This window comes from Actinacidiphila cocklensis, from assembly GCF_907177275.1.
In the GTDB taxonomy this organism is placed as follows: Bacteria; Actinomycetota; Actinomycetes; order Streptomycetales; family Streptomycetaceae; genus Actinacidiphila; species Actinacidiphila cocklensis.
Window position 1 is genome coordinate 87,438 of sequence record NZ_CAJSLV010000052.1, and the last position, 23,867, is coordinate 111,304.

The following is a 23,867-nucleotide window of genomic DNA, read 5'->3' on the forward strand; positions in this document are numbered from 1 at the left end:
CCTGGTTCGACGTGACCGGCGGTGAGAGTCTCCTGGCTCCCGGATCTACGCACTCCCGGTCTTCCAACCGGCGAGCCGGCCGTGACGTACGGGTTGGGAGTGCACTCCCCGGTGACAGTGGCGGGACCGCGCCGGATTCACACCGGACTTCCTCTCCTGCCGCCGTATGGCACCCGCAGTCCACCACGTGCGGGTGACCCCGTCAACCAGCCCTTGACCTGGGGCGACGGAGTGTGGTGAGGTCCACACCCCGCCGCGGCCGGGCGGGTTACTTGGCGACGATCAGCCAGATGCCCCAGGCGACCGCTGCCGCGCACGCGGCGAAGCAGACGTACGCCCCGCCGCGCGCGGCGACCGCGCCCGGCCGGGACAGGCCGACGACGCCGAGGGTGAAGACGCCGACCAGGCCGACGGTGGACAGCAGCGTGACGGCCAGGACCGAGCCGAGGGCGTGCCAGTCGATGCTCATAACGGGACTCCTCCGGGTGGTCAGGCGGTCGCGGTGGACGGCGCGGCGGGTCCGGCCGGGGTGACGGGTCCGCTGCCGGCCGGCGGCGGGATCACCGCGGCGATGGCCGCGGTGACCGCGCCCTGCGGCTCGGCGCCGGGCTCGTCGTTGACGTTGGCGTGGGTGATGGGCTTGCGGCGGGCCGCGGTACGGATCACGGCGCAGATGGCCAGACCCAGGACGGCGACCGTGGTCACGCCCCAGGTGCCCTGGTCGGTCAGCAGCGCGGCGCCGGCGGCGACCAGCCCCGCGGCGGGCAGCGTCAGCGCCCACGCGGCGACCATCCGCCCGGCGGTGCTCCAGCGCACCACGGCGCCGGTGCGGCCGAGCCCGGCGCCCATCACGGACCCGGAGCAGACCTGGGTGGTGGACAGCGCGAAGCCCAGGTGCGAGGAGGCCAGGATGGTCGCCGCGGCACCGGTCTGCGCCGCGAAGCCCTGCTGCGGCTGGATGTCGGTGATGCCCTTGCCCATGGTGCGGATGATCCGCCAGCCGCCGATGTAGGTGCCCAGCGCGATGGCGGCACCGGCGGAGACGATGACCCACAGCGGCGGGTCGGAGTGCGGGGCGACGACGCCGCCGGTGATCAGCGCGAGGGTGATGACGCCCATGGTCTTCTGCGCGTCGTTGGTGCCGTGGGCCAGCGAGACCAGGCCGGCGGAGGCTATCTGCCCCGCCCGGTAGCCCCTGGCGGTGGTCTCGGGGTCGGCGTTGCGGCCGAGCCGGTAGCTCAGCCGGGTGGCGAGGGTGGACGCCAGGCCCGCCACGATCGGCGCGGCGAGCGCCGGTATGAGGACCTTCATGACGACGGCGTCGCCGTGCACCCCGTGCCGGCCGACCGCGACCAGCGTGGCGCCGATCAGGCCGCCGAAGAGTGCGTGCGAGGAGCTGGACGGCAGCCCCGCCAGCCAGGTCAGCATGTTCCAGACGATCGCGCCGACCAGCGCCGCGAAGATCATCTCGGGTTTGATGCCGGCGGACTCGTCGATGATGCCGCCGGAGATCGTCTTGGCGACCTCCACCGACAGGAAGGCGCCGACGAGGTTGAGTACGGCGGCCATGGCCACCGCCGTCTTGGGTTTGAGTGCACCGGTGGAGATGGTGGTGGCCATCGCGTTGGCGGTGTCGTGGAAGCCGTTCGTGAAGTCGAACACGAGTGCGGTGGCGATGACGATTCCGATCAGGAGCGTCATGTGTTCCATGGACCCAGGCAATCGTTCGATTGGACAGTGGCGAGGTGACCGTACGGATCATTGGTGAACGGAAGATGAACTGGCGGCGGACTCGCGGTGCCGACATGACGCGGAGGTGAACGAGGCGGTAACGACGGCCCTTGCGGGGGCCGCCCCGACCGCTCACGCGCGGCGTCCCGGCACCCCGGATGTCCGGTTCGTCACACCGCGGCGCCGACCCGGGATCCGGGCGGCAAAGCGCTCAGTGCCGACCGGAGATCCGGGCGGCAAAGCGCTCAGTGCCGGCCCGAGATCCGGTCGGCGTAGCGCGCCACCCGGTCGGTCGCCGCGCTCCGCCCCGCCTGCTCCCGCCGGTCCGCGCCCCGGTAGGCCGCGTACATCCCGCGCACCCCCGCCCAGCGCAGCGGCTCGGGCTCCCAGCGCCGCACCCGGTGGCCCACCCACGGCAGCGCCGTCAGCTCCGTGCCGTGGCCCTGGCCCGAGTCCTGCTGCACCAGGTCCCGCAGCGTACGGGCGGCCAGGTTGGACGTCGCCACCCCGCTGCCGACGTAGCCGCCCGCCCAGCCCAGGCCCGTCGTACGGTCCAGCTGGACACTCGCGCACCAGTCCCGCGGCACCCCCAGCACCCCCGACCAGGCGTGCTCGACCGCCACCCCGGCGGTGGCGGGGAAGAGCCGCACCAGCACCTCCCGCAGCGCGGCGACCGTACGCTCCGAGGTCCGCCCGTCGTTGTCGGTGCGCGAGCCGAAGCGGTACGGGACCCCGCGCCCGCCCAGCGCGATCCGGCCGTCGGCGGTGCGCTGCGCGTACATGTACGCGTGCGCCAGGTCGCCCAGCGTCTCGCCGCCCTCCCAGCCGATCGTCTCCCACAGCTCGGGCGGCAGCGGCTCGGTCACGATCATCGAGGAGTTCATCGGCAGCCAGGTGCGGCGCTGCCCCTTCACCGACGCGGTGAAGCCCTCGGTGCAGCGCAGCACGTAGGGCGCCCGGACCGTGCCGTACGGCGTGACCGCGTGCTTGGGGCGGATCTCGGTCACCGCCGTCGACTCGTGGATGGTCACCCCCAGCCGCTCCACCGCCGCGGCCAGCCCCTGCAGCAGCTTCACCGGCTGCACGCGGGCGCCGTGCGGGGTCCAGCTCGCGCCGACCGTGCCCGCCGCCCTGATCCGCCGCGCCGACTCCGCCGCGCCCATCAGCACCCGGTCCTTCTCGCCGAACGCCGCCTCCCGCTCGTGGTACGCCCGCAGCCGCGCCAACTGCGCGGGGGAGTACGCCACTTCCAGGACGCCGCCCTGCTGGATGTCCGCGTCGATGCCCTCGTCCGCGGCGACCCGGACCACCTCCTCGACGGTGGCGTTCATCGCCTGCTGCAACGCCACGGCCGCGTCGCGGCCGTGCAGTTTCGCGTAGCGGTCGCGGCCCGCGATGCCGTTGTAGAGCCAGCCGCCGTTGCGCCCGGAGGCGCCGTAGCCGCAGAACTTCGCCTCCAGCACGGTGATGCGCAGGAAGGGCACGGCCTGCTTGAGGTAGTACGCCGTCCACAGTCCGGTGTAGCCGCCGCCGACGATCACGACGTCGGCCTCCGCGTCACCCGGCAGTGGCTCGCGCGGCAGCGGTATGCCGGTGCCTGCGTACCAGAACGAGATACCGCCGTTGACGGTGGCCATAATGCACCTGCAATCGCCGTGGAGCCCTGTGATGTGCGGGGACGCTACTGCGCCCCCGGCGGCCACGGCAACGCCTGACCCGTAACGGAGGCCGTTGTGCCCGACGCAGTCGAGAAAGCCTGGTCCGACGTGGTCGCCGCGGCCCGGCGTACGGTCGCCGACGGCCTGGTCGTCGGCACCTCGGGCAACGTGTCCGCGCGGGTCGGCGACGTCGTCGTCGTGACGCCGACCGGGGTGCCGTACGACCGGCTGCGGCCGCAGGACGCGGTCGCCGTCGACCTCGAAGGGCGGCAGGTCGCCGGCGAACTGGCCCCCACCAGCGAACTGCCGCTGCACCTGGCCGTCTACCGCGCGACCGACGCCCGCGCGATCGTCCACACGCACGCGCCGCACGCGACGGCGGTGTCCACGCTGGTGGACGTCGTGCCGCCGGTCCACTACGTCACCGCGAGCCTCGGCGGGCCGGTGCGCGTCGCGCCCTACGCCCTGTACGGCACCCCCGCGCTGGCCGAGGCGGCCCTGGCCGCCCTGCGCGACCGGACGGCGTGCCTGATGGCCAACCACGGGACCCTCGCGTACGGCACGTCGCTCGACCAGGCGTACGAGCGCACCGCCCAACTCGAATGGCTCTGCCGCGTCTGGCTCCTGTCCTCCGCCGCCGGCGCCCCCCGCCTCCTGCCCCCCGCCGACCTCGCCGCCGCGGCGGCGAGCCTGTCGACCTACGGCCAGCCCTGACCTGCCCGCACCCCGGGGCGAGGGGTGCCCGGGGGCGTATGAGTGGCCGGGATGCGGGAGGTCGGTAAGACTGGACGGGATGCGACTTCGAACCGCGGTGGCGACAGCCACCGCCGCCCTGGGTGCCGGCACCGCCGCCGTCGTGGCGGTCGGCCGGTACGGCTCGCGTTTCGCCCTGCGGCCGTCCGCGGAAGGACCGGCCCCCGAAGGCTCGGTGACCGTCCACGCGGTCACCCAGGACCGCGTCGTCCTGACCCGCACCGCCGCCTCCGCGCGCCGCGGCAGGTACGGCCTGGCGGCCGACGGCCTGCACGCGCTGGCCGGCGACGTGGTGGACGGCACCGCCTACTCGGTGACCAGGAAGCTGCTCGCCGTACCGCACGGCTCCCTCGAGGCGGGCGTCCCGGTCCGCATGACCCCGCAGGTGCACTACGGCAACCCGCGGGTGGCCCTCGGCCTGGACTACACCGAGGTGGACGTCCCCGGCGAGCTGGGGCCGCTGCCGGCCTGGTACCTGCCGGGCGCCCGCACCACGTGGGTGATCACCGTGCACGGCCTGGGCACGACCCGCGCCCACACGATGAACGTGCTGCCCGCCCTGCACCGCCACCGCTTCACCCAGCTGGCCCTGGGCTACCGGGGCGACCCCGAGGCCCCGCCGTCCCCCGACGGCATCAGCCACCTGGGCCGCACCGAATGGCGCGACCTGGACGCGGCCATGCGCTACGCCGTGGAGTACGGCGCCGAGCGCATCGTGCTCTACGGCTGGTCCACCGGCGCGACCATGGCCCTGCACGCGCAGCGCCTCTCGGCGGTCAGGGACCGCGTCAAGGGCCTGGTCCTGGACTCCCCGGTGCTCGACTGGCGCGGCACGGTCGCCGCTGCCGCGCAATGGCACGGGCTGCCCGCCACCCTGACACCGCTGGCCGTCCGCGCGGCGCAGGGGCGTACGGAACCGCCGGGACGGCACGGCACGGCCCCGGCCGACCCCGCGCCGCCCACCGTGCCCACCCTGGTCTTCCACGGCCCGGACGACACCCTCGCGCCCTGGGGCCCGTCCCGCGAACTCGCCGCAGGCCACCCGGGCCTGGTGGTGCTGCACGGCGTGCCCGGCGCCCAGCACGGGGCGATGTGGAACGCCGACCCGGTCCGCTACGAGGAGATCCTGGGCCGCTTCCTGACCCCGCTCATGTGAGCGGAGATCGCGGGATTCCCCGGCCGATTGGGAATCTGGGCGCACAACGGCGAGACTGCTCCAGTGACGTCCCGTAGCCCGCGAGACACTCCGCTCCGCCTCGTCCCCCGCCGGCCGCTCACCGCGGCCCGCAGGACAGCGACCACGCGCAGGCCAAGGCCGCCGCGCCCGCCGGAAGGCACTCCTCCGCTTCCGGACCTCGCCCGGCTCGCCCGGGCCGAACTCGCCGCCGCCGTACGGCTCGCACGCTGGGCCGGCACCGGCCCCGGCACGGCGGGGCCGACCGGGATACTGCCCGCGGACACGGTCGCCGCGGCCGCGGCCGACCTCGACCTGACGCCCGGTCGGATCCGTACGGCCTGGGACCGCGCCAGGCTGTCGGGGCTGATCGAACTGCACGGCGGCACCGCCCGCCCGGGCTGGCGGCTGCGGGCCTGGGACACCGACGACACCGCGGTGCTGCGCGGCTGGGTCGCGCTCTTCGACGCATGGTCGCTCGCCCACCCCTTCCTGCCCGGCGACCGCAGCGGCCCCGACCCCGCGCTGGTCGCCGAAGTCGTCGAGGCGGCACCGCAGTTGCTGTCCTTCCTGCACCTGTCGAACGGCCCGGTGCCGATCGACACGCTGCTCGACCTGCTCCGCCAGCGGGTCGCGGAACTGCGCACGGAGCGCCACGAGCCGCCCGCCGACGGCGCGGGCGACCCGCTGCCGACGCTGCTCGACTGGACGCTGGAGGCCGCGGCACGCGTGGGAGCGCTCCGCCCCCGCGATCCGCAGCGGCCCGACGAGGTCACGCTCACCGCGCTGGGCAGCTGGGCGGTGTGGGTCAAGCTGGAGCAGATCTGCGTGGCCGCGCAGGGTCCCGCCGGGCACATCGAGCAGTCCGCCGCCACCATGCTGCGGGCCTGCGCCGGTCTGTCGCCCGGCCCCGCGCGGGCCGAATACCGCGCGTGGCTCGCCGCCCGGCCCGTCGCCCCCGCCGTCGCGGAACTCCTGGAGACCGCGCGCGGCGACGACGCGCTGCTGCGCGGGCTGGCCTTCGAGGCGCTGCGGGTCGTCGGCGACCCCGCGGAGCCGGCGGTGCGCGCGGTGGTCACCGAGCCGGTGCTGCGGCCGTACGCGGTGCTGTGGCTCGCCGAACTCGACGGCGGCGACCCCGACGCCGCGACCGGGCTCCTCACCCGGGAGGAGGCGACGTGGCTGTGGGTCGACACGGCGGCCGCGGTCGCGGACCACGGCGAGGACCATCTGCTGGTCAGCCATCTGGAGACGGCCGTCCAGGGCTCCGTCCCCGGGCTCCTCGAAGAGGTCCGTGACGTCGGTCACCCCCGCACCGTCCAGGTCCTCGTGGCCCTCGCCGCCGCCCACCCCGACCCGGCCCTGGCCAAGGCGATGCGCAAGGCCGCTTTCCAGGTCCACACGGGCGAGGCCTGACTTTTCGGGGCCCCTTCCGGCGGGCGGCCGGCATTCCCGCCACGGCGGCTTGGTGCGCAGTTCCGCCCCCAGGGGCGCCGGGGGTACCCCCAGCGCCCCTGGGGGCTGCCCCGTCCGGTGAGTTGCCTGTCTGCCGCGCCGTCGTGGCTGGCCGCGCAGTTCCCCGCGCCCCTGAAAAACGATCACCCTCCGTGCAGAGGGCACGCCATCAGGGGCGCGGGGAACTGCGCGCCAAGCCACGACGCACCGAAAGATGCGAGCCTTCCGCAAGGGGCACCCCGCGGCGCCGCTGGGGGTACCCCCAGGCGAAGCGGGGGGGTACGGAACTGCGCGGCCCGGCACGGTGGCGGGCGCGGCAGCGCGAGGGGCACCTCGGTGCGGTCGTCACGGCGCCACCCCCCGGCGGACGGGGGAAAGGCAGTTGCATGGGGCCAGTAGACTGGCCCCATGGCCGTACTGTTCCTCGATTAGCTCTGGCGTACACGCCCAGCCGACACCGCCCACCCGGCCGTGAGGCCATCCGTTACGCCATGGAGCCAACCCCGTGATCACTGCCACCGGCCTCGAGCTGCGCGCCGGCGCCCGCATCCTCATCGAATCCGCCTCCTTCCGCATCGCCAAGGGCGACCGCATCGGCCTGGTCGGCCGCAACGGTGCCGGCAAGACCACCATGACCAAGGTGCTGGCCGGCGAGGGCCAGCCCGCCGCGGGCAGCGTGACCCGGTCCGGGGAGGTCGGCTACCTCCCCCAGGACCCCCGCACCGGCGACCTGGACATATTGGCCAGCGACCGCATCCTCGGCGCCCGCGACCTCGACACCGTGCTGCGCAAGATGCGCGAGAACGAGGAGCGGATGGCGAACGGAAAGGGCGCCACCCGCGAGAACGCGATGAAGAAGTACGCCCGCCTGGAAACCGAATTCCTCACCAAGGGCGGCTACGCCGCAGAGGCCGAGGCGGCCACGATCGCGGCGGCCCTGGGCCTGCCCGACCGCATCCTCGGCCAGCCGCTGCACACCCTGTCCGGCGGCCAGCGCCGCCGTGTGGAGCTGGCAAGGATCCTGTTCTCCGACGCGGACACGCTGCTGCTCGACGAGCCCACGAACCACCTGGACGCGGACTCCATCAGCTGGCTGCGCGACTACCTGAAGACGTATCGCGGCGGATTCATCGTCATCTCCCACGACGTGAACCTCATCGAGACGGTCGTCAACAAGGTCTTCTATCTCGACGCGAACCGCTCCCAGATCGACGTCTACAACATGGGCTGGAAGCTGTACCAGCAGCAGCGCGAAGCCGACGAGAAGCGCCGCAGGCGCGAACGCGCGAATGCGGAGAAGAAAGCCGCCGCGCTCAATTCGCAGGCCGACAAGATGCGCGCCAAGGCCACCAAAACCGTCGCGGCGCAGAACATGGCGCGGCGGGCCGACAAGCTGCTCGCCGGTCTCGACGCGGTGCGGGTCTCCGACAAGGTCGCCAAGCTCCGCTTCCCCGACCCCGCGCCCTGCGGCAAGACACCGCTGATGGCCAGCGGCCTTTCCAAGTCGTACGGGTCGCTGGAGATCTTCACCGACGTGGACCTGGCGATCGACCGCGGCTCGCGGGTGGTCATCCTCGGCCTGAACGGCGCGGGCAAGACCACGCTGCTGCGGCTGCTGGCCGGGGTGGAGACGCCGGACACCGGCGAGGTGACCCCGGGGCACGGCCTGAAGCTCGGCTACTACGCCCAGGAGCACGAGACGCTCGACCCGGAGCGCACGGTGCTGGAGAACATGCGTTCCTCCGCGCCGGACACCGACCTGGTGGAGATCCGGAAGATCCTCGGCTCGTTCCTCTTCTCCGGCGACGACGTCGACAAGCCGGCCGGTGTGCTGTCCGGCGGTGAGAAGACCCGGCTGGCGCTGGCCTCGCTGGTGGTCTCCAGCGCCAACGTGCTGCTGCTCGACGAGCCGACCAACAACCTCGACCCGGCCAGCCGGGAGGAGATCCTGGGCGCCCTGCACACCTTCAGCGGCGCGGTGGTGCTGGTCACCCACGACGAGGGCGCGGTGGAGGCGCTGCAGCCCGAGCGGATCATCCTGCTGCCCGACGGCGTCGAGGACCTGTGGGGCCAGGACTACGCGGACCTGGTCTCCCTGGCCTGACCGCCGTCCGACCTGGGCGGACGCCGGGTGATCATGCGGATTCGATCATTCGGCCCACCGCGGGTCCGTCATCTGTGTGAGTCCGGCTGGTACCGCCCGCGCGCTGTCGCGGGCGGGACGGCAGCGGCGGGTGATCAGCCGTGTGACGTCGGCAAACACCTTACCGATGGCCGCTGACCTGCTGGTATTGCGCGAGTACCGTTCGCCGCCGGGAATTGTGCGGTGGAAATTTCCCGCCGGGGCCGGTTCTTCGCCGCCTATCGCGGCATTCCCGTGGCGAATGTCGGGTGACGGACCTTGTCGAATGGGTGGCCAGGAAGGCGCTTAGGGGTGATCATGAGAGTCCATAAGCGCACTTCCCTGGAGGAGGCACGGGTGGCCGAGACTCTGAAGAAGGGCAGCCGGGTGACCGGCGCCGCGCGCGAGAAGCTCGCGGCAGACCTGAAGAAGAAGTACGACTCCGGAGCGAGCATCCGGGCACTGGCCGAGGAGACCGGCCGGTCCTATGGATTCGTGCACCGGATGCTCAGCGAGTCCGGCGTGACCCTGCGCGGTCGCGGCGGGGCGACCCGGGGCAAGAAGGCCGTCACGGCCTGATCCAGGCCCTGGCGACCCGAAGCCGACGGGCGGACCTCTCCCGCACCCAGCGGGTCGGCGTGCCGAACGGTTGATTACTCTTCAGTAGTAATCAGTCCGCGGTCCGCTCGGAGGTGCCCGATGCCCGATGACAAGATCCTGCTCGAACGCGACGGAGTCCGGCTCGTCCTGGACGGTACCGGCACCGTCGCCACCATCACCCTGTGCAATCCGGCCAAGCGCAACGTTCAGTCGCCCGCTCTGTGGCGGGCGCTGATCGAGGCGGGCCGGATGCTGCCGGGGCAGGTACGGGTCGCGGTGCTGCGCGCCGAAGGCCCGTCCTTCTCGGCCGGTCTCGACCGGCAGGCGTTCACGCCCGAGGGCTTCGACGGCGGTCTGTCGTTCCTCACGCTCGGGCGCGGCTCGGAGGCGGAACTCGACGAGACCATCGCCACGTACCAGCAGGCCTTCACCTGGTGGCGGCGCACCGACCTGATCACGGTCGCCGCTGTCCAGGGGCATGCGATCGGGGCCGGCTTCCAGCTCGCGCTGGTCTGCGACCTGCGGGTGTGTGCGGACGACGTGCAGTTCGCCATGCGCGAGACCAGCCTCGGGCTGGTGCCCGACCTGACCGGCACCAAGCCGCTCGCCGAGCTGGTCGGCTACGGCCGCGCGCTGGAGATCTGTGTGACCGGCCGCTACGTGCACGCCGAGGAGGCCGAGCGCACCGGGCTCGCCAACCTCGTCGTGCCCGCCGTCGAGCTGGACGCCGCCGTCGCCGACCTGACCGCCGCCCTGCTGGCCCCGCCGCGCGACGCCGTCAACGAGACCAAGGCGCTGCTGCGTACCGCCCTGGTCCACACCGAGGCCGACCAGTTCGCGGCGGAACGCGCCGCCCAAGCCCGCAGGCTGCGCAGCCTGACCGGCGCCGACGCGGACGAGTAGCCGGCGCCGTGCGGCTCACTGCGTGTCGGTCACCACGACCGCCGTCGCCACCGGGCCGGGGGCGTCCGCCGCGGCCACCGGCGTGACGGCCGCGGTCACCGCCCGGGCCACCTGGTAGGGGCGGTGGCCTGCCGCCACCGCGAACTGCAGCTGTACGCGGCGGCCCGCGGCCGTCCCCTCGCCCGCCGCGGTGTCGCGGACCGAGACGCCGGAGCCCAGCCCGGCCAGCCGCCGGGTCAGCCGCAGCACTCCCGGTACCGCCAGCGCGGCGGCCGCCACCCGGGGGGCGGGGTCGCCGGCCGCCGGAGCCTGCGTCAGCTCCCGCGCCGGGTCGCCGTCCTCGACGACGACGCCTTCCAGCACCTGCTCGGACGGCAAGCCGCCGTCGAGTAGCCCGGTGACGGCCAGGTCGACCGAGTGGACCGGTACCCCCAGCCAGTCCTGGGCCGTCGCCCACAGCGCGGCCCGCAGCCGGTCGGCGCTGCGCGGCAGCGGCTCGTCGAGCGCCGCCTCGAAGTCCCCGGTGATCCGCAGCGGGCGGTACGGCAGTGCGCCCACCGGCGCCGCCCCGCCCGCCCGTTCCGGCTCGGGCGCGTCCTCGTCCAGCTCCAGGGCCACCGCCCGCAGCCGCACCCCGGGGACGTTCGCCGCGGCCCGCCGCAGCGCGCCGACGGCCGCGCTCTCGGTGATCCAGGCGGCGTCGCCGGCCCCGCCCAGCGGGAGCAGCCGCCCGAGCGCCACCTGTTCCCGCACGGTCCTGGCCAGTCGGTCCATGGTCACCAGGTTTCATCGCCTTCCGGTGTGCCGACCACTCGGATGGGGGGGCGGCCGTCCCCACTGGGCGCATCCCCGCAGCGCTTCAGGGCATGCGCACTTAGTGTGGTGCACGGAGCAGCCCACACGAAGGGACGACGCGCGATGACGGACAGCGGGCAGCACAACAGGCCGGAGCCGGAGGGCTCGTCGATAACAGCGGACGGGGGCAGGACCCTCGACAAGGGCACCGCGGGCGGATCGGCCCGCAAGGCACTCGGCGACCCGGCCGGCCGGGGCCGCACGACGATCGCCGACGGCGTGGTGGAGAAGATCGCCGGACTCGCGGCCCGCGACGTGGTGGGCGTGCACGCGATGGGCACCGGCCTGTCCCGCACGTTCGGTGCGGTACGCGACCGCGTCCCCGGCAGCACCCGCTCGGTGACCCGCGGCGTCAAGGCCGAGGTCGGCGAGGTGCAGACCGCGCTCGACCTCGACATCGTCGTCGAGTACGGCGTGTCCATCGTCGAAGTCGCCCGTGCGGTACGGGAGAACGTGATCGCGGCGGTCGAGCGGATGACCGGGCTCGAAGTCGTCGAGGTCAATGTTGCGGTCGGCGATGTGAAGCTGCCCGACGAGGTCGATGATGACGACCGTGACCAGCGGGTCCAGTAGTGGGGCACGGGCGGCACACCGGCCCTGAGAACCGGCCCGCAGCGGGGCGGGCGGGCGCAGCCGAACGGACGGGAAGCAGACGATGAGCATGGCGGTGATCGGCCTCGCGGCCGGAATGGCACTGGGGTTCGCCGGGTACTTCGGCGGCTTCGGCGCCTTTCTCGTAGTGGCTCTGCTCGGCGCGGTCGGCTTCGTGGCGGGCAAGTTCTTCGACGGCGACCTCGAGGCCGGCGACTTCTTCCGTACGCGTGACCGCGACCGTGACCGGCGGCGCTGATGGCCTCAGTCGTGTCCGGGCAGCTCCCCGCCGCCGACCGCGGTGCGCTGCGGATCGCCGACCGGGTGGTCGCCAAGATCGCCGCCCAGGCGGCAGGTGAGGTGCTGGCCCACGCGCCGGGCGCCGACCTGGTGCCGCGCGACGCGCAGCCGCACGCCTCGGTGTCGGTGCGCAAGGACACCGCCCGGCTGCGGCTGGCCCTCGAACTGGGCTACCCGGCGAACCTCGGGGCGCTGTGCGCCACGGTCCGCCGCCATGTCACCGGTCGGGTCGAGGCGCTGACGGGTATGGATGTACCCGAGGTGGCCGTCGAGGTGGAGCGGCTGCACTCGGCGGCAGCCCGCCGCAAGGACGAGGGGAGGGTCGAATGAGCGACGAGGGGGGCAGCCACGCCTTCCGCGAGCAGGACCCGACCAAATCCGATACGGAGAACGCCAGGGTCAGCATCGCCAAACGCCCCGAGATCGAGCCCTTCGCGGTGACGTCGGGCCTGCCGGGCGGCGGCCGGGGTCCCAAGGTCCGCCGCTTCTGGTCCGGCCGCCGCATCCCCGCGGCGCTGACCGCCGCGGTGCTCTTCGGACTTGCCGGCCTCTTCCTCTACGACATCGCCTCGGTCCGCGCCGACCGCAAGGCGATGCAGTGGCGCATCACGCTCGCGAACGAGCTGGCCACCCGGCACCTGGACGACGTCTGGATCATCCTCGGCGCCTCCGTGGCGGCCGCGCTCGGCCTGTGGCTGCTGGTCCTCGCCCTGACCCCCGGCGAGCGCGGGGTCCTGCCGATGGCCCGCAGCGGAAGCGCCGGAGTGCGCGCGGGACTCGACCGGCGTGCGGCGGAACTGGTGCTGCGGGACCGGGCGATGGAGGTCTCCGGGGTCCGCTGGGCCAAGGTCGACGTCGGCCGCCGCAAGATCAAGGCCCGCGCCACCTCGCACTTCCGCGAACTCGAAGAGGTGCGCGACGACCTGACGGCCGCCCTCGGCGAGGCGGTGCGGCAGCTGGGCCTGGCCAGGTCCCCGCAGCTGCGCATCCACCTCCAGCGGGCAGAGAAGAAGGGGTGATCGGGCGATGCGCACCGCGTTCAACCGGGTCCTGCTCGGGCTGATCGGCCTCGTCCTGCTGGTGGTCGGCCTCTCGGTGCTGGTCGGCAGCCTCGACCTGCAGCGCCACTGGGACTTCACGGTGCCCGACTGGTGGCCCTTCACCGGCCCCAAGGACGTCCTGCTCACCGATCACTCCAGGACCCGCTACCGCTCGGACGGCTGGTGGTGGCCGGTGGTCTTCGTCGTCCTCGGCGTGCTCTTCCTCGCGTCCGTGTGGTGGCTGCTGGCCCAGGCCCGCACCCGGCGGCTGCGGCAGATCAGGATCGACAGCGGCGACGGCCAGGGCGCGCTGCTGCGCGGCCGGGCGCTGGAGAGCGTGCTGCGCTCGGAGGCCGAGGGGTTCGACGGCGTCGAGTATTCCAACGCGGTGCTCACCGGGCGCAGGGGTGCGCCGGAGGCCCGCCTCGTGCTGGGCCTGGCCCCGCACGCGACCCCCGAGGAGGTCGTCACCGGCCTCGACGAGCAGGTCCTGGAGCGCGCCCGCACCTCCGCGAGCCTGCCGGACCTGCCGGCCGAGGCCCGGCTGCGTGCGGTCCGCCACCGCGCCGCCCGGGTCAGCTGACCCCCGCGCTGCGCGGCGGCTGAACGGCACCGGCGGGCGCGGCGTCACAGCGCCTGCTGCGCGCCCCCGTCGACGGGCAGCATGAGCCCGGTCAGGTAGGAGGCGGCGGGCGAGAGCAGGAAGGCCGCGGCCCGGCCGAACTCGGCCGGGGTGCCGTAGCGGCGCAGCGGGATCGAGGCGCTGCTGCGCGCCCTGGCCGCGTCCGGGTCGCCGCCCAGCGCGTCCAGCTCGCGTACCCGGTCGGTGTCGATACGGGACGGCAGCAGGCCGACGACCCGGATGCCGCGCGGGCCGACCTCCGCGGCCAGGGTCTTGGCGTAGCCGGCGAGGCCCGGGCGCAGGCCGTTGGAGACGGCGAGGCCGGGGATGGGCTCGCGGACCGATCCGGACAGCACGAAGCCGATGACGCCGCCCTCGCCGAGGCACTTGGCCGCCGCCCGTGCCAGCCGGACCGCGCCGAGGAAGACCGACTCGAAGGCGGTCTGCCACTGCTCGTCGCCGATGTCCGCGGCCGCGCCGGGCGGCGGGCCGCCGACGCTGATCAGTACACCGTCGACCGTGCCGAACCGGGTCCTGGCGGTGGCCAGCAGCAACTCCGCGGTCTCCGGGTCGGCGTTGTCCGCGACGACGCCCAACGCCCGCTCAGGTCCGCCCAGTTCCGCCGCCGCCTGGTCGACCGTGGCCGCGGTGCGCCCGGACAGCACCACCTTGGCGCCCTCCGCGGCGAGTTCGCGGGCGGCGGCCAGGCCGAGGCCGCGGCCCCCGCCGGTGACCACGTACACCCGGTCCCTGAGTCCGAGGTCCATCGCTCAGCCCCTCCCTCCGCGCAGGCCCGTCAGTGCGAACGCGGTGTTGATCAGGCCCACATGGCTGAACGCCTGCGGATAGTTGCCCAGTTGGCGCCCGGCGACCGGGTCCCACTCCTCGGCGAGCAGCCCCAGGTCGCTGCGTACCGCCAGCAGCCGCTCGAAGAGCGCTCTGGCCTCGCCGGTCCGCCCGATGGAGTGCAGCGCGTCGGCGAGCCAGAACGAGCAGGCCAGGAAGGCGCCTTCACTGCCGGGCAGCCCGTCGACGTCGCCCGTCCCGGGGGAGTAGCGGCGGACGAAACCGCCGTGGTCCAGCTCGCGCTGCACCGCGTCGACGGTGCCGACCACCCGGTGGTCGGTCGGCGGCAGGAAGCCGACCTGCGGGATCAGCAGCGTGGCGGCGTCCAGCTCCGCGGACCCGTAGGACTGGGTGAAGGTGTTGCGCTCGGCGTCGTAGCCCTTCTCGCACACCTCGGCGTGCACCTGGGCGCGCATCGAGCGCCAGCGGTCCGCGTTGCCGCGCAGCTTCGGGTGGGCCTCCACGGTGCGGGCCGCCCGGTCCGCCGCCACCCAGGCCATCACCTTGGAGTGCACGAAGTGCCGGCGCGGGCCGCGTACCTCCCAGATGCCCTCGTCGGGATCGCGCCACTTGGACTCCAGGAACTCCATCAGCGACCGCTGGAGGTTCCAGGCGTGCGGCTCGTCGCGCAGCCCGCTGTTCCTGGCCAGGAAGAAGGAGTCGAGGACCTCGCCGTAGACGTCCAGCTGGAGCTGGCCCGCGGCGGCGTTGCCGACCCTGACCGGGGTGGAGCCCTCGTAGCCGGCGAGCCAGGACACCTCGAACTCGGTCAGCCGCCGCTCGCCCGCGATGCCGTACATGATCTGCAGGTCGGCCGGGTCGCCGGCGACCGCCCGCAGCAGCCAGTCGCGCCAGGCCTGCGCCTCGGTGAGGAAGCCGCCGGAGACCAGCGCGTTCAGGGTCAGGGCGGCGTCCCGCAGCCAGCAGTAGCGGTAGTCCCAGTTGCGCACCCCGCCGATCTCCTCGGGCAGCGAGGTGGTCGCGGCGGCCGCGATACCGCCGCTGGGCGCGTAGGTGAGGGCCTTGAGGGTGATCATGGAGCGCAGCACGGCGGACCGCCACGGCCCCTGGTAGCAGCACTGGGCCGACCACTTCTCCCAGTCCTCCAGGCTCTGCTCCAGGGCGGTGAAGGGCGCCACCCGGCGCGGCCTGGTGGCGTGCGAGGGGTGCCAGGTCATGACGAAGGCGATGCGGTCGCCCTCCTCGACGGTGAAGTCGGAGTACGTCCGCATGTCCTTGCCGTACATCGGCAGCGGCGGCTCGGTGCGCAGCCACACCGCGTCCGGCCCCGCGACGGCCACCCGGTGGTGGTCGGTGCGGCGCATCCAGGGCACCACGCCGCCGTAGTCGAAGCGCAGGGCCAGCTCGCTGCGCATGTCGACCTGGCCCGAGACGCCCTCGACGATCCTGATCAGGTCGGGCGCGCGGTCGCGCTGCGGCATGAAGTCGGTGACCTTGACGGTGCCGGTCGGCGTCCGCCAGACGGTGTCGAGCACCAGGGTGTCGCCCCGGTAGGACCGTTCGGTGCATTCCACGGCCTGTTGCGGGGCGATCCGCCAGCGGCCGTTGCTCTCGTCGCCGAGCAGCGCCGCGAAGCATGCCGCGGAGTCGAAACGGGGCAGGCACAGCCAGTCCACCGACCCGTCCCGCCCGACGAGCGCGGCGGTCTGCAGGTCGCCGATCAGCGCGTAGTCCTCGATACGTCCGGCCACGGTCCGCCCATCCGCCTGGTGGTGGTGTCTGTCGAGTCTGCTGGTGCCGCGGCTACACCGCTACCGGAACGCTGCCTTCCGGTTCCTGCGGGGTCTCGGACTGCTTCTTGCGGGCGGCGAGCACCTCGGCGCGCTCCCGGCGCAGCAGGACGACCCAGCCCACCGGCACCATCGCGGTGAACAGCCACCACTGGATCGCGTAGGCCATGTGCGGGCCGATGCTGCTGTGGTCGGGGTCGGGGATCAGCCCGGGTCCGCCGCGGGCGGGCACGGGGGACACCATCTCCAGGTAGCCGCCGACCGTCTGCTCGGGCAGGCCGCCTGCCGACTTCACCTCGGAGCCGTTGATCAGCATGATCTGGCGGGCCGGCAGGCCCTTGCGGTCGCGGATGCCGGTGGAGGAGGTGGTCTCGTCGGGGCGCAGCCGCCCCACCACGGTGACCTCGCCGGCCGGCGGCGGGACGATCTTCGGGAAAGCCGTCGGGTCGTCGCCCGGCGAGATCCAGCCACGGTTGATCAGCACCGCCCGGCCGTCGTCCAGGATCAGCGGGGTGATGACGTGGTAGCCGACCTCCTGGCCGCCGCCGGAGGAGTCGTCGGAGCCGGAGTTGCCCGCGGTGCGGTGCCGGGCGACGACCTCGTGGGCGGTGTCGAAGCGGCCGGTCGCCGTCACCATGCGGTACAGGTCCTCGTGCGGCACGTCGTGGCCGGGTGAGGTCACCGACTCGACCGGGACCGGGGTGGCCTTCAGGCCGGCCGCGATGATCTTGTTGTTCGCCACCCGGTGCTCATGGCGGTGCAGCTGCCAGAAGCCCAGTCTGACCATCACCGGCATGAGCAGCAGACCGATGAGGGTGAGGATCACCCATTGGCGGGACAGCAGGAAGCGGTACACCCCACGACGGTACAACTCGGCCGTGGGGCGTCCGCCGGTAGGGGGTGATTCGTGTCGGGGGCCGTCCGGTCGGGTGGGGGGTTCAGGCGTGTGTCGGGGTGCCGGTGTGGTCGACGATGCCGCCGCCGCCCTCCGCTTTCGCGCAGTGGGCGCAGCAGTAGAAGTGGCCGTCCACCTCCACGCCGTGTCCGATGATCTGCACCCGGCAGTGCTCGCAGATCGGTGCCATCCGGTGGACGGCGCACTCGAAGCAGTCGAAGACGTGCACCGCGCCCTGGGCGTGCACCTCGAAGCTCATCGCATAGTCGTTTCCGCAGACCTCGCATCGTGCCATGAGGCACAGGCTGCGGGGACCGGGCGGCCCGGGCAAACCGGCGGCGGGCGTGTTGCCCGGCTGCCACCCGGACGGCGGCGCGGTCCGTGCCCTCAGCGGGTCAGCCGTGGACGCCGGGGGCCGGCGTGACGGCCTTGAGCAGCTCGGTGAACTGCCGCTCGTCGATCACCGGCGTCCCGTAGGCGCGGGCCTTGACGGACTTGCCGGTGGGTGAGTCCGGGTCGTTGGTGACCAGCAGGCTGGTCAGCCGGCTGACGGAGGAGGCGACGTGCAGCCCGGCGTCGGTGGCCCGGTCCTCCAGCAGGTCGCGTTCTATCCCGGTGTCCCCGGAGAAGGCCACCCGCATCCCCTGGACCAGCGGCCCGTCGGGCGCCAGCCGCCCGGGGTTCGGATACGGGCACGCCGGGCGCTTGCGGGCCGGCCGCCAGCCGGAGCGCGGCCCGCTGCCGTACAGCGCGCCGTAACGCGGCGCGGGCACCGCCGAGTCCACCCACTCGGTCAGCGGGCGGCAGGCGTGCAGGGGCAGCGGCAGCGCGGCCGCGGCCGCCAGGTGCAGGCTCGGCCGGAAGGCCTCGGCCAGCACCCGGGCGTCGTCCAGGGCGTGGTGGGCGCGCTGCTGGACCACCCCGTAGTGCGCGGCCAGCGACTCCAGCTTGTGGTTGGCCAGCGGCAGCCGCAGCTCCTTGGCCAGCACGATGGTGCACAGCCGGTGCTCGACCGGCGCGGCGGACTGCGCCCGCGCGTACTCCCTGGCCAGCATCGACCAGTCGAAGACCGCGTTGTGGGCCACCAGCACCCGCCCGGCGAGCCGTTCGGCCAGTTCGCCGGCGATCTCGGGGAAGAGCGGGGCGTCGGCGAGCATCGCCCCGGTCAGCCCGTGGATCCACACGGGGCCGGGGTCGCGCTGCGGGTTGACCGGCGAATACCAGTGGTCCTGGACCTCGCCGCGGGCGTCGAGCCGGTAGACGGCGGCGGACACGATCCGGTCGTCCTTGCCCAGCCCGGTGGTCTCGACGTCGACCACCGCATAGCCCTCGGGATAGTCCGCGGGCCAAGGCGAAGGGGGCGGCGGGGCGGTCCGGTTGTCCAGCATGGTCACTGAGGATACGGCGCGGTGCCGACAGTGGATCATCCCGTCCGCCGGCGGGACGCCCGCGCGGCCCTGGAAGGGTGCGGCGAGGTTGACGCGTACGCGTCCGTACTAATCGGTAACAACGTCTGGCGGACGCCCGTGATGTGCCTCTATGGTGCGCGCATGCCCCAACTGCCCGATGTCGTGCTGTGGTCGATACCCGCCTTCGTACTGCTGGCCGTCGTCGAGATGGTCAGCTACCGCATTCACCCCGACGAGGACGCTGCCGGCTACACCGGCCGGGACACCGCCGCCAGCCTGTCCATGGGTCTGGGCAGCCTCGTCACGGACGCGCTGTGGAAGATCCCGGTGGTGGCGATCTACTCGGGCGTCTACGCGCTCACCCCGCTGCGGGTGCCGGTGCACTGGTGGACGGTGCTGCTGATGCTGCTCGCGCAGGACTTCTTCTACTACTGGTCGCACCGCGGCCACCACGTCATCAGGATCCTGTGGGCGTGCCACGTGGTGCACCACTCCAGCCGCAACTTCAACCTGTCCACCGCGCTGCGGCAGCCCTGGACCAGCCTCACGTCCTGGCCGTTCTACCTGCCGCTGATCGCGCTCGGCGTGCACCCGGCGGCGCTGGCCTTCTGCTCGTCGGTCAACCTGGTGTACCAGTTCTGGATCCACACCGAGCGGGTCGGGCGGCTGGCCCGCCCGCTGGAGTTCACCCTCAACACGCCCTCGCACCACCGGGTCCACCACGCCTCCCAGGGCAGCTACCTGGACCGCAACTTCGGCGGCATCCTCATCGTCTGGGACCGCCTCTTCGGCTCCTTCGCCGCCGAGACGCAGCGCCCGGTGTACGGCCTGACGAAGAACATCGCGACGTACAACCCGCTGCGGGTCGCGACCCACGAGTACGCGGCCATCGCCCACGACCTTGCCGCCGCCACGACCTGGCGCGACCGCGTCGCCCACCTCGTGCGCGGCCCGGGCTGGCAGCCGGCCGCGGCGGCGGCGCCCCAGCCCGCGGCGGCACCCGGCTCCACCGGCGGCCCGGCCCCGGAGGCGGCGGCGTGACGGCGGACGGCTCGGTGGCGGGCACCGCCGTCGTACCCGAGCCGGCGGGGCCGCGCCCCGCGCCCGAGCGGGCCGGGGCCGTCATCGGCGTGTTCGCGGCGCTGGCTGCCCTGCATCTGACGGCCGTCGGCGGGCACTTCGAGCTGCTGCGCGACCTCGGCAAGCCGCTGCTCATGCCCGTGCTCGCCGCCTGGGTGTGGACCTGGCGCGGGCCGCGGCTGCTGGTCGGGGCACTGCTGTGCGGGTGCGGCGGCGACGTGCTGCTGGAGGTCGGCGGCACGGTGCCGTTCCTGCTCGGGATGGGGTGCTTCGCCGCCGGGCACGTCTGCTACCTGCGGCTCTTCGCCCGCTACGGCGGCTTCGCCGGGCCGCGCGGGGCGGTACGCGCGCGCTGCGCCGCGTACGTCGTGGTGTGCGCGGTCCTCGTGACGCTGCTGTGGCCCGGCCTCGACCCGGGGATGCGGGTGCCGGTGGCCCTCTACAGCCTGCTGCTCACCGCGATGGCGGCCGGGGCCTACGGGCTCGGCGGCACCGCACTGGCCGGCGGCGCGCTCTTCCTGCTGTCCGACAGCCTCATCGCGACCGGCCTGGCGGACTGGCCGCAACTGCCCGCGCACGACGTGTGGGTCATGGCGACCTATCTGGCAGGGCAGGCGCTGCTCGCCCTGGGCGTGCTCAGGGCCGCCGGCGCCACGCGGCCGGCCCACTCGTAGAGCCGTAAAGGCACGGTCAGGCCTCGCGGCGGCGTGCGGCCCGCAGCGCGCCGACGCTCAGCAGCGGGACGCGCACCCGTCCGTCCGGCCAGCGGTCGGGTGCGGCGGGCCGCGGCGGCGGGGGCGGCGCGGCGGTCACCGGGGCGGGCAGCCGCACGCTGCCGTAGGGGCGGCGGCGGGGCAGGGGCGGCGGGGTCTGCACGGCGGGTCCTCGCGAGGGTGCGGGGCGCCGGCGGGCAGCCGGCGGGTGGCAACACGGTGTGCGCTGTCCAACGAAACCGCGCCGCCCCGGTGTCGCCCGCGCCCGCGTACCGCCCGGAAGAGGTGAACGCCCACCAGCGGTTTCAACAGTCTGTTGCAAAGTCGCCCCGGTTGCGTACGCTGCGTGCGGTGACCGCCACGTGACGGCTCTGTCGGCGCCTGGCCCTAGGCTGGAGGAATTGGCGGCGCAACCCGGCGCCCGGAGGGAGGCGGAGTCCGTGCTCATCGACACCTATGGACGCGTGGCCACCGACCTGCGCGTTTCGCTCACCGACCGGTGCAACCTGCGCTGCACGTACTGCATGCCGGAGGAAGGCCTGCAGTGGCTGGCCAAGCCCGACCTGCTCACCGACGACGAGATCGTCAGGATGGTGCGGATCGCGGTCACCCGCCTCGGCGTCACCGACGTCCGCTTCACCGGCGGCGAACCGCTGCTCCGCCCCGGCCTGACCGGCATCGTCGAGCGGTGCGCCGCGCTCGACCCGCGCCCGCGGATGTCGCTGACCACCAACGGCATCGGGCTGAGCAGGACCGCGGACGCGCTGCGCGCCGCGGGCCTCGACCGGGTCAACGTCTCCCTCGACACCCTGCGCCCCGACGTCTTCCGCACCCTGACCCGCAGGGACCGGCATGCCGACGTGCTCGCCGGCCTCGCCGCCGCCTCCGCCGCCGGCCTGGACCCGCTCAAGGTCAACACCGTGCTGATGCGCGGCGTCAACGACGACGAGGCACCCGACCTGCTGCGCTGGGCGGTGGACCACGGCTACGAGCTGCGGTTCATCGAGCAGATGCCGCTGGACGCCCAACACGGCTGGCAGCGCGGCGACATGGTCACCGCCGACGAGATCCTCGCCGCCCTGCGGACCCGCTTCCACCTCACCCCTGAAGGCGACTCCATACGCGGCTCCGCGCCCGCGGAACGCTGGCTGGTGGACGGCGGCCCGGCCCGGGTCGGCGTGATCGGCTCGGTCACCCGGCCCTTCTGCCGGGCCTGCGACCGCACCCGGCTGACCGCCGACGGCCAGGTGCGCAACTGCCTGTTCGCCCGCGAGGAGTCCGACCTGCGCGGCCCGCTGCGCTCGGGTGCGTCAGACGAGGAGATCGCCGAGCTGTGGCGGGCGGCGATGCGGGGCAAGAAGGCCGGTTCCGGCCTGGACGACCCGGCCTTCCTCCAGCCGGACCGGCCGATGTCGGCCATCGGCGGCTGACGCCGGGGAGATCCCGAGGGCAGGCCCTACTCGCCGGCGGCCGCCCGCCGCTCCCACTCGGCCAGCGCGACCACGTCCTTGAGGAAGCCGCGCATGCCGAGGAACTGCGTCAGGTGCTCGCGGTGCTCGTCGCAGGCCAGCCAGGTCTTGCGCCGTTCCGGCGTGTGCAGCTTCGGGTTGTTCCAGGCCAGCACCCACACCGCGGCCGTGCGGCACCCCTTGGCCGAGCAGATCGGCGTCTCGTCGTTCACGCGCCCCAGTAAACCCCACCCGTCCTGGGCCGGACATGGCGACGCCGGGCAGCCACGGGGGGAGCCGCCCGGCGTCGGTCCGTCGCTCCGACGGGGGATGCGGAGCGCCTACGAAGTATGTCATGCACTGACGCGCTCGGGGGAGTGGGAAGTCACCTTTGATCTGAGCTTTTCTTGAGGTTCCGCTTCCGGGTTCGAGCCCCGCGGAACCGCCGGCGCAGATCCCGGTGCCAGGTCAGGGAGTGTCGACGGGGTCGGCGAGCGGCTCGGCCGCACGTTCCGCTCCGGACTCCACTTTGCTCGCCTCGAGTACCGGTACGACCGGCGGCGGGATGTACGCCGCGGGCACCACGGGTGCGTTCTCCCTACCGGCATTGGCGTAGACCACCGCGATATACGGCAGCAGCAGACCGATGACCAGAGTCGCCCAGGCCAGTGGGCGCTCGACATTCCACAGCACGACGGTGAGGATCACCGAGAGCGTGCGGATCGACATCGAGATGATGTACCGCCGCTGCCGCCCGCGTACGTCCTCGGTCAGCCCGGCACGCGCTCCGGAGATCCGGTAGACCTCAGGCCCGCCCTGCTTCCGCATCGCATTCCACCGCCTGCTCGACAAGCCGGGCCGCACTGCTCACGGGTTGCAGCGCACCGCACCGGCTGGACACCACGGTACGCCGCGGACGGCCCGCGCATCAGAGTGGGGGGAGGTGCGCGTCTTGCGCCGTACGGACCACGGTTGCCCCCGACATGCGGCGTAGAAGGACCGGGCGGAGACTGGCGGGACGAGCACCGGGCGCCGGGCGTCCGGTGACGAGGAGGTGAGCGGCATGGGTTGGCTCTGGGCGATCATCGTCGGACTGGTACTCGGCCTGCTCGCCAAGGCGATCCTGCCCGGCAGGCAGAGCCTGCCGCTGTGGCTCACCGTGATCTGCGGCATGGTCGGCAGCCTGCTCGGCAACGCCGTCTCGACCTGGATCGGCGTCAACGACACCAAGGGCATCGACTGGACCCGCCATGTGCTCCAGCTCGTCGGCGCGGTCGTGATCGTGGCCATCGGCGACGCCCTGTGGTCCGCCCGCAAGCGCCGGCGCAGCACCACCGCCGTATGAGCGGGACCGTCAGTCCTGCCGCACCCGCAGCCACTCCGGCGGCACCGGGCCGGTCAGCCACACCCCGTTCGCACTGACCCGGAAGACCTGGCCCGCGGCGGCGAGCCCCGCCGCGTCCACCGCGAGCACCACCGGACGGCCGTGCCGCGCTCCCACGCGCACGGCCGTCTCGCGGTCCGCCGACAGGTGCACGTCCTGCCGCGCCATCGGCAGCAGCCCGTCGCGCAGGATCAGTGGCAGGGTGGCCGACGCGGTGCCGTGGAAGAGGACGTCCGGCGGCACCGCGGGCGCCAGGCCCAGGTCCACCTGCACCGTGTGGCCCTGGCTCGCCCTGATCCGCCGGCCGCCCTCCGAATAGGCGAAGCGCCGCTTGTTGTTGGTGGCGACGACGTGGTCCAGCTCCGCCCGGGTCAGGGGCCTGCCGCGGGCGGCACACGCGGCGAGCAGCACGTCCACGTCCACCCAGCCGCCCTCGTCGAGGGTGAGGCCGACCGCCTCCGGCTGGTGCCGCAGCACCAGCGAGAGGAACTTCGACGCCTTGACCGTCCGCTTCTCGTCCAGCATTCCCACGCCCCC

Annotated in this window: 28 protein-coding genes and 1 riboswitch; of the genes, 15 read left to right on the forward strand and 13 right to left on the reverse strand. The window is 73.5% G+C overall.

Features of this window, described 5'->3' with window-relative positions; genetic code table 11:
- Positions 1 to 4 precede the first annotated feature (4 nt).
- A riboswitch (cobalamin riboswitch) is annotated at positions 5 to 192 on the reverse strand.
- Between the two features lie 76 nt (positions 193 to 268).
- From NFU81_RS15605 to NFU81_RS15615, 3 genes are all read right to left on the reverse strand, one after another.
- On the reverse strand, positions 269 to 469 hold the full coding sequence (locus tag NFU81_RS15605) for a hypothetical protein (protein WP_251489985.1): 201 nt from the start codon (positions 467 to 469) through the stop codon (positions 269 to 271).
- A 20-nt stretch (positions 470 to 489) separates the two neighbouring features.
- On the reverse strand, positions 490 to 1,710 hold the full coding sequence (locus NFU81_RS15610) for an inorganic phosphate transporter (RefSeq protein ID WP_251489986.1): 1,221 nt from the start codon (positions 1,708 to 1,710) through the stop codon (positions 490 to 492).
- 266 nt (positions 1,711 to 1,976) lie between these two features.
- Positions 1,977 to 3,368 carry an NAD(P)/FAD-dependent oxidoreductase gene (locus NFU81_RS15615; protein WP_251489988.1) on the reverse strand — a complete coding sequence of 464 codons (1,392 nt, stop codon included), beginning with the start codon at positions 3,366 to 3,368 and terminating at the stop codon, positions 1,977 to 1,979.
- A 96-nt stretch (positions 3,369 to 3,464) separates the two neighbouring features.
- Between NFU81_RS15615 and NFU81_RS15620 the strand changes: the two genes are divergently transcribed.
- The 6 genes from NFU81_RS15620 (at position 3,465) to NFU81_RS15645 (ending at position 10,396) form a co-directional block, all read left to right on the forward strand.
- The gene (locus NFU81_RS15620) at positions 3,465 to 4,103 is read left to right on the forward strand and encodes a class II aldolase/adducin family protein (protein WP_251489991.1); all 639 of its coding nucleotides are present in this window, start codon (positions 3,465 to 3,467) and stop codon (positions 4,101 to 4,103) included.
- A gap of 79 nt (positions 4,104 to 4,182) precedes the next feature.
- Entirely contained in the window at positions 4,183 to 5,298 is a 1,116-nt protein-coding gene (locus tag NFU81_RS15625; RefSeq protein ID WP_251489993.1) for an alpha/beta hydrolase, read from the forward strand.
- A 63-nt stretch (positions 5,299 to 5,361) separates the two neighbouring features.
- The gene (locus tag NFU81_RS15630) at positions 5,362 to 6,732 is read left to right on the forward strand and encodes a hypothetical protein (RefSeq protein ID WP_251489995.1); all 1,371 of its coding nucleotides are present in this window, start codon (positions 5,362 to 5,364) and stop codon (positions 6,730 to 6,732) included.
- Between the two features lie 544 nt (positions 6,733 to 7,276).
- Positions 7,277 to 8,875 carry an ABC-F family ATP-binding cassette domain-containing protein gene (locus NFU81_RS15635; protein ID WP_251489996.1) on the forward strand — a complete coding sequence of 533 codons (1,599 nt, stop codon included), beginning with the start codon at positions 7,277 to 7,279 and terminating at the stop codon, positions 8,873 to 8,875.
- A 375-nt stretch (positions 8,876 to 9,250) separates the two neighbouring features.
- Positions 9,251 to 9,472 (forward strand): helix-turn-helix domain-containing protein, encoded by a 222-nt coding sequence (locus NFU81_RS15640; RefSeq protein ID WP_031522969.1) that lies wholly within the window; start codon positions 9,251 to 9,253, stop codon positions 9,470 to 9,472.
- Positions 9,473 to 9,592: 120 nt separating this feature from the next.
- Positions 9,593 to 10,396 carry an enoyl-CoA hydratase/isomerase family protein gene (locus NFU81_RS15645; protein ID WP_251489998.1) on the forward strand — a complete coding sequence of 268 codons (804 nt, stop codon included), beginning with the start codon at positions 9,593 to 9,595 and terminating at the stop codon, positions 10,394 to 10,396.
- Between the two features lie 15 nt (positions 10,397 to 10,411).
- Here NFU81_RS15645 and NFU81_RS15650 read toward each other — a convergent pair whose 3' ends face one another.
- On the reverse strand, positions 10,412 to 11,170 hold the full coding sequence (locus NFU81_RS15650) for a nucleopolyhedrovirus P10 family protein (RefSeq protein WP_251490090.1): 759 nt from the start codon (positions 11,168 to 11,170) through the stop codon (positions 10,412 to 10,414).
- A gap of 144 nt (positions 11,171 to 11,314) precedes the next feature.
- Here NFU81_RS15650 and NFU81_RS15655 point away from each other — a divergent pair, with 144 nt between their 5' ends.
- The 5 genes from NFU81_RS15655 to amaP all read left to right on the forward strand — a co-directional run bounded on the left by NFU81_RS15655 (position 11,315) and on the right by amaP (position 13,765).
- The gene (locus NFU81_RS15655; protein WP_251490000.1) at positions 11,315 to 11,824 is read left to right on the forward strand and encodes an Asp23/Gls24 family envelope stress response protein; all 510 of its coding nucleotides are present in this window, start codon (positions 11,315 to 11,317) and stop codon (positions 11,822 to 11,824) included.
- An 82-nt stretch (positions 11,825 to 11,906) separates the two neighbouring features.
- The gene (locus NFU81_RS15660) at positions 11,907 to 12,101 is read left to right on the forward strand and encodes a hypothetical protein (protein WP_033172266.1); all 195 of its coding nucleotides are present in this window, start codon (positions 11,907 to 11,909) and stop codon (positions 12,099 to 12,101) included.
- Complete coding sequence (locus tag NFU81_RS15665) at positions 12,101 to 12,472, forward strand: Asp23/Gls24 family envelope stress response protein (protein WP_251490002.1); 372 nt, start codon at positions 12,101 to 12,103, stop codon at positions 12,470 to 12,472. The genes NFU81_RS15660 and NFU81_RS15665 overlap by 1 nt, the downstream gene beginning before the upstream one ends.
- Positions 12,469 to 13,161, forward strand: coding sequence for a DUF6286 domain-containing protein (locus NFU81_RS15670; protein ID WP_251490004.1), 693 nt, complete (start codon positions 12,469 to 12,471; stop codon positions 13,159 to 13,161). The genes NFU81_RS15665 and NFU81_RS15670 overlap by 4 nt, the downstream gene beginning before the upstream one ends.
- A 7-nt stretch (positions 13,162 to 13,168) precedes the next feature.
- Positions 13,169 to 13,765 (forward strand): alkaline shock response membrane anchor protein AmaP, encoded by a 597-nt coding sequence (gene amaP / locus NFU81_RS15675; RefSeq protein WP_251490005.1) that lies wholly within the window; start codon positions 13,169 to 13,171, stop codon positions 13,763 to 13,765.
- Positions 13,766 to 13,809: 44 nt separating this feature from the next.
- Here the strand turns inward: amaP and NFU81_RS15680 are convergent, their stop codons facing one another.
- The 5 genes from NFU81_RS15680 to NFU81_RS15700 form a co-directional block, all read right to left on the reverse strand.
- The gene (locus tag NFU81_RS15680; protein WP_251490007.1) at positions 13,810 to 14,571 is read right to left on the reverse strand and encodes an SDR family oxidoreductase; all 762 of its coding nucleotides are present in this window, start codon (positions 14,569 to 14,571) and stop codon (positions 13,810 to 13,812) included.
- Positions 14,572 to 14,574: 3 nt separating this feature from the next.
- Entirely contained in the window at positions 14,575 to 16,362 is a 1,788-nt protein-coding gene (locus NFU81_RS15685; protein ID WP_251490008.1) for a glycoside hydrolase family 15 protein, read from the reverse strand.
- A 52-nt stretch (positions 16,363 to 16,414) separates the two neighbouring features.
- Positions 16,415 to 17,257 carry an SURF1 family cytochrome oxidase biogenesis protein gene (locus tag NFU81_RS15690; protein WP_251490010.1) on the reverse strand — a complete coding sequence of 281 codons (843 nt, stop codon included), beginning with the start codon at positions 17,255 to 17,257 and terminating at the stop codon, positions 16,415 to 16,417.
- A gap of 82 nt (positions 17,258 to 17,339) precedes the next feature.
- Complete coding sequence (locus tag NFU81_RS15695) at positions 17,340 to 17,591, reverse strand: hypothetical protein (protein WP_251490012.1); 252 nt, start codon at positions 17,589 to 17,591, stop codon at positions 17,340 to 17,342.
- A gap of 100 nt (positions 17,592 to 17,691) precedes the next feature.
- Positions 17,692 to 18,684, reverse strand: a complete 993-nt coding sequence (locus NFU81_RS15700) for a DEDDh family exonuclease (protein WP_251490014.1) — start codon at positions 18,682 to 18,684, stop codon at positions 17,692 to 17,694.
- Between the two features lie 162 nt (positions 18,685 to 18,846).
- Here NFU81_RS15700 and NFU81_RS15705 point away from each other — a divergent pair, with 162 nt between their 5' ends.
- Together NFU81_RS15705 and NFU81_RS15710 are read left to right on the forward strand one after the other, a co-directional pair.
- Positions 18,847 to 19,746 (forward strand): sterol desaturase family protein, encoded by a 900-nt coding sequence (locus NFU81_RS15705; RefSeq protein ID WP_251490015.1) that lies wholly within the window; start codon positions 18,847 to 18,849, stop codon positions 19,744 to 19,746.
- A complete protein-coding gene (locus NFU81_RS15710; RefSeq protein WP_251490017.1) occupies positions 19,743 to 20,459 on the forward strand; it encodes a lysoplasmalogenase in 717 nt (238 codons plus the stop codon). The genes NFU81_RS15705 and NFU81_RS15710 overlap by 4 nt, the downstream gene beginning before the upstream one ends.
- Positions 20,460 to 20,475: 16 nt before the next feature.
- On the opposite strand, the gene NFU81_RS15715 is transcribed toward NFU81_RS15710, so the two are convergent.
- Positions 20,476 to 20,661 (reverse strand): hypothetical protein, encoded by a 186-nt coding sequence (locus tag NFU81_RS15715; RefSeq protein WP_251490020.1) that lies wholly within the window; start codon positions 20,659 to 20,661, stop codon positions 20,476 to 20,478.
- 277 nt (positions 20,662 to 20,938) lie between these two features.
- Between NFU81_RS15715 and moaA the strand changes: the two genes are divergently transcribed.
- Complete coding sequence (moaA, locus tag NFU81_RS15720) at positions 20,939 to 21,928, forward strand: GTP 3',8-cyclase MoaA (protein WP_251490091.1); 990 nt, start codon at positions 20,939 to 20,941, stop codon at positions 21,926 to 21,928.
- A 26-nt stretch (positions 21,929 to 21,954) separates the two neighbouring features.
- On the opposite strand, the gene NFU81_RS15725 is transcribed toward moaA, so the two are convergent.
- Both NFU81_RS15725 and NFU81_RS15730 read right to left on the reverse strand, forming a co-directional pair.
- Complete coding sequence (locus NFU81_RS15725) at positions 21,955 to 22,179, reverse strand: hypothetical protein (RefSeq protein WP_251490022.1); 225 nt, start codon at positions 22,177 to 22,179, stop codon at positions 21,955 to 21,957.
- Between the two features lie 235 nt (positions 22,180 to 22,414).
- Complete coding sequence (locus NFU81_RS15730) at positions 22,415 to 22,774, reverse strand: DUF3099 domain-containing protein (protein WP_251490024.1); 360 nt, start codon at positions 22,772 to 22,774, stop codon at positions 22,415 to 22,417.
- Positions 22,775 to 23,009: 235 nt separating this feature from the next.
- Here NFU81_RS15730 and NFU81_RS15735 point away from each other — a divergent pair, with 235 nt between their 5' ends.
- Positions 23,010 to 23,291 (forward strand): GlsB/YeaQ/YmgE family stress response membrane protein, encoded by a 282-nt coding sequence (locus NFU81_RS15735; protein ID WP_251490025.1) that lies wholly within the window; start codon positions 23,010 to 23,012, stop codon positions 23,289 to 23,291.
- A 9-nt stretch (positions 23,292 to 23,300) separates the two neighbouring features.
- On the opposite strand, the gene NFU81_RS15740 is transcribed toward NFU81_RS15735, so the two are convergent.
- Complete coding sequence (locus NFU81_RS15740; RefSeq protein WP_251490093.1) at positions 23,301 to 23,852, reverse strand: RNA 2'-phosphotransferase; 552 nt, start codon at positions 23,850 to 23,852, stop codon at positions 23,301 to 23,303.
- Positions 23,853 to 23,867 lie beyond the last annotated feature (15 nt).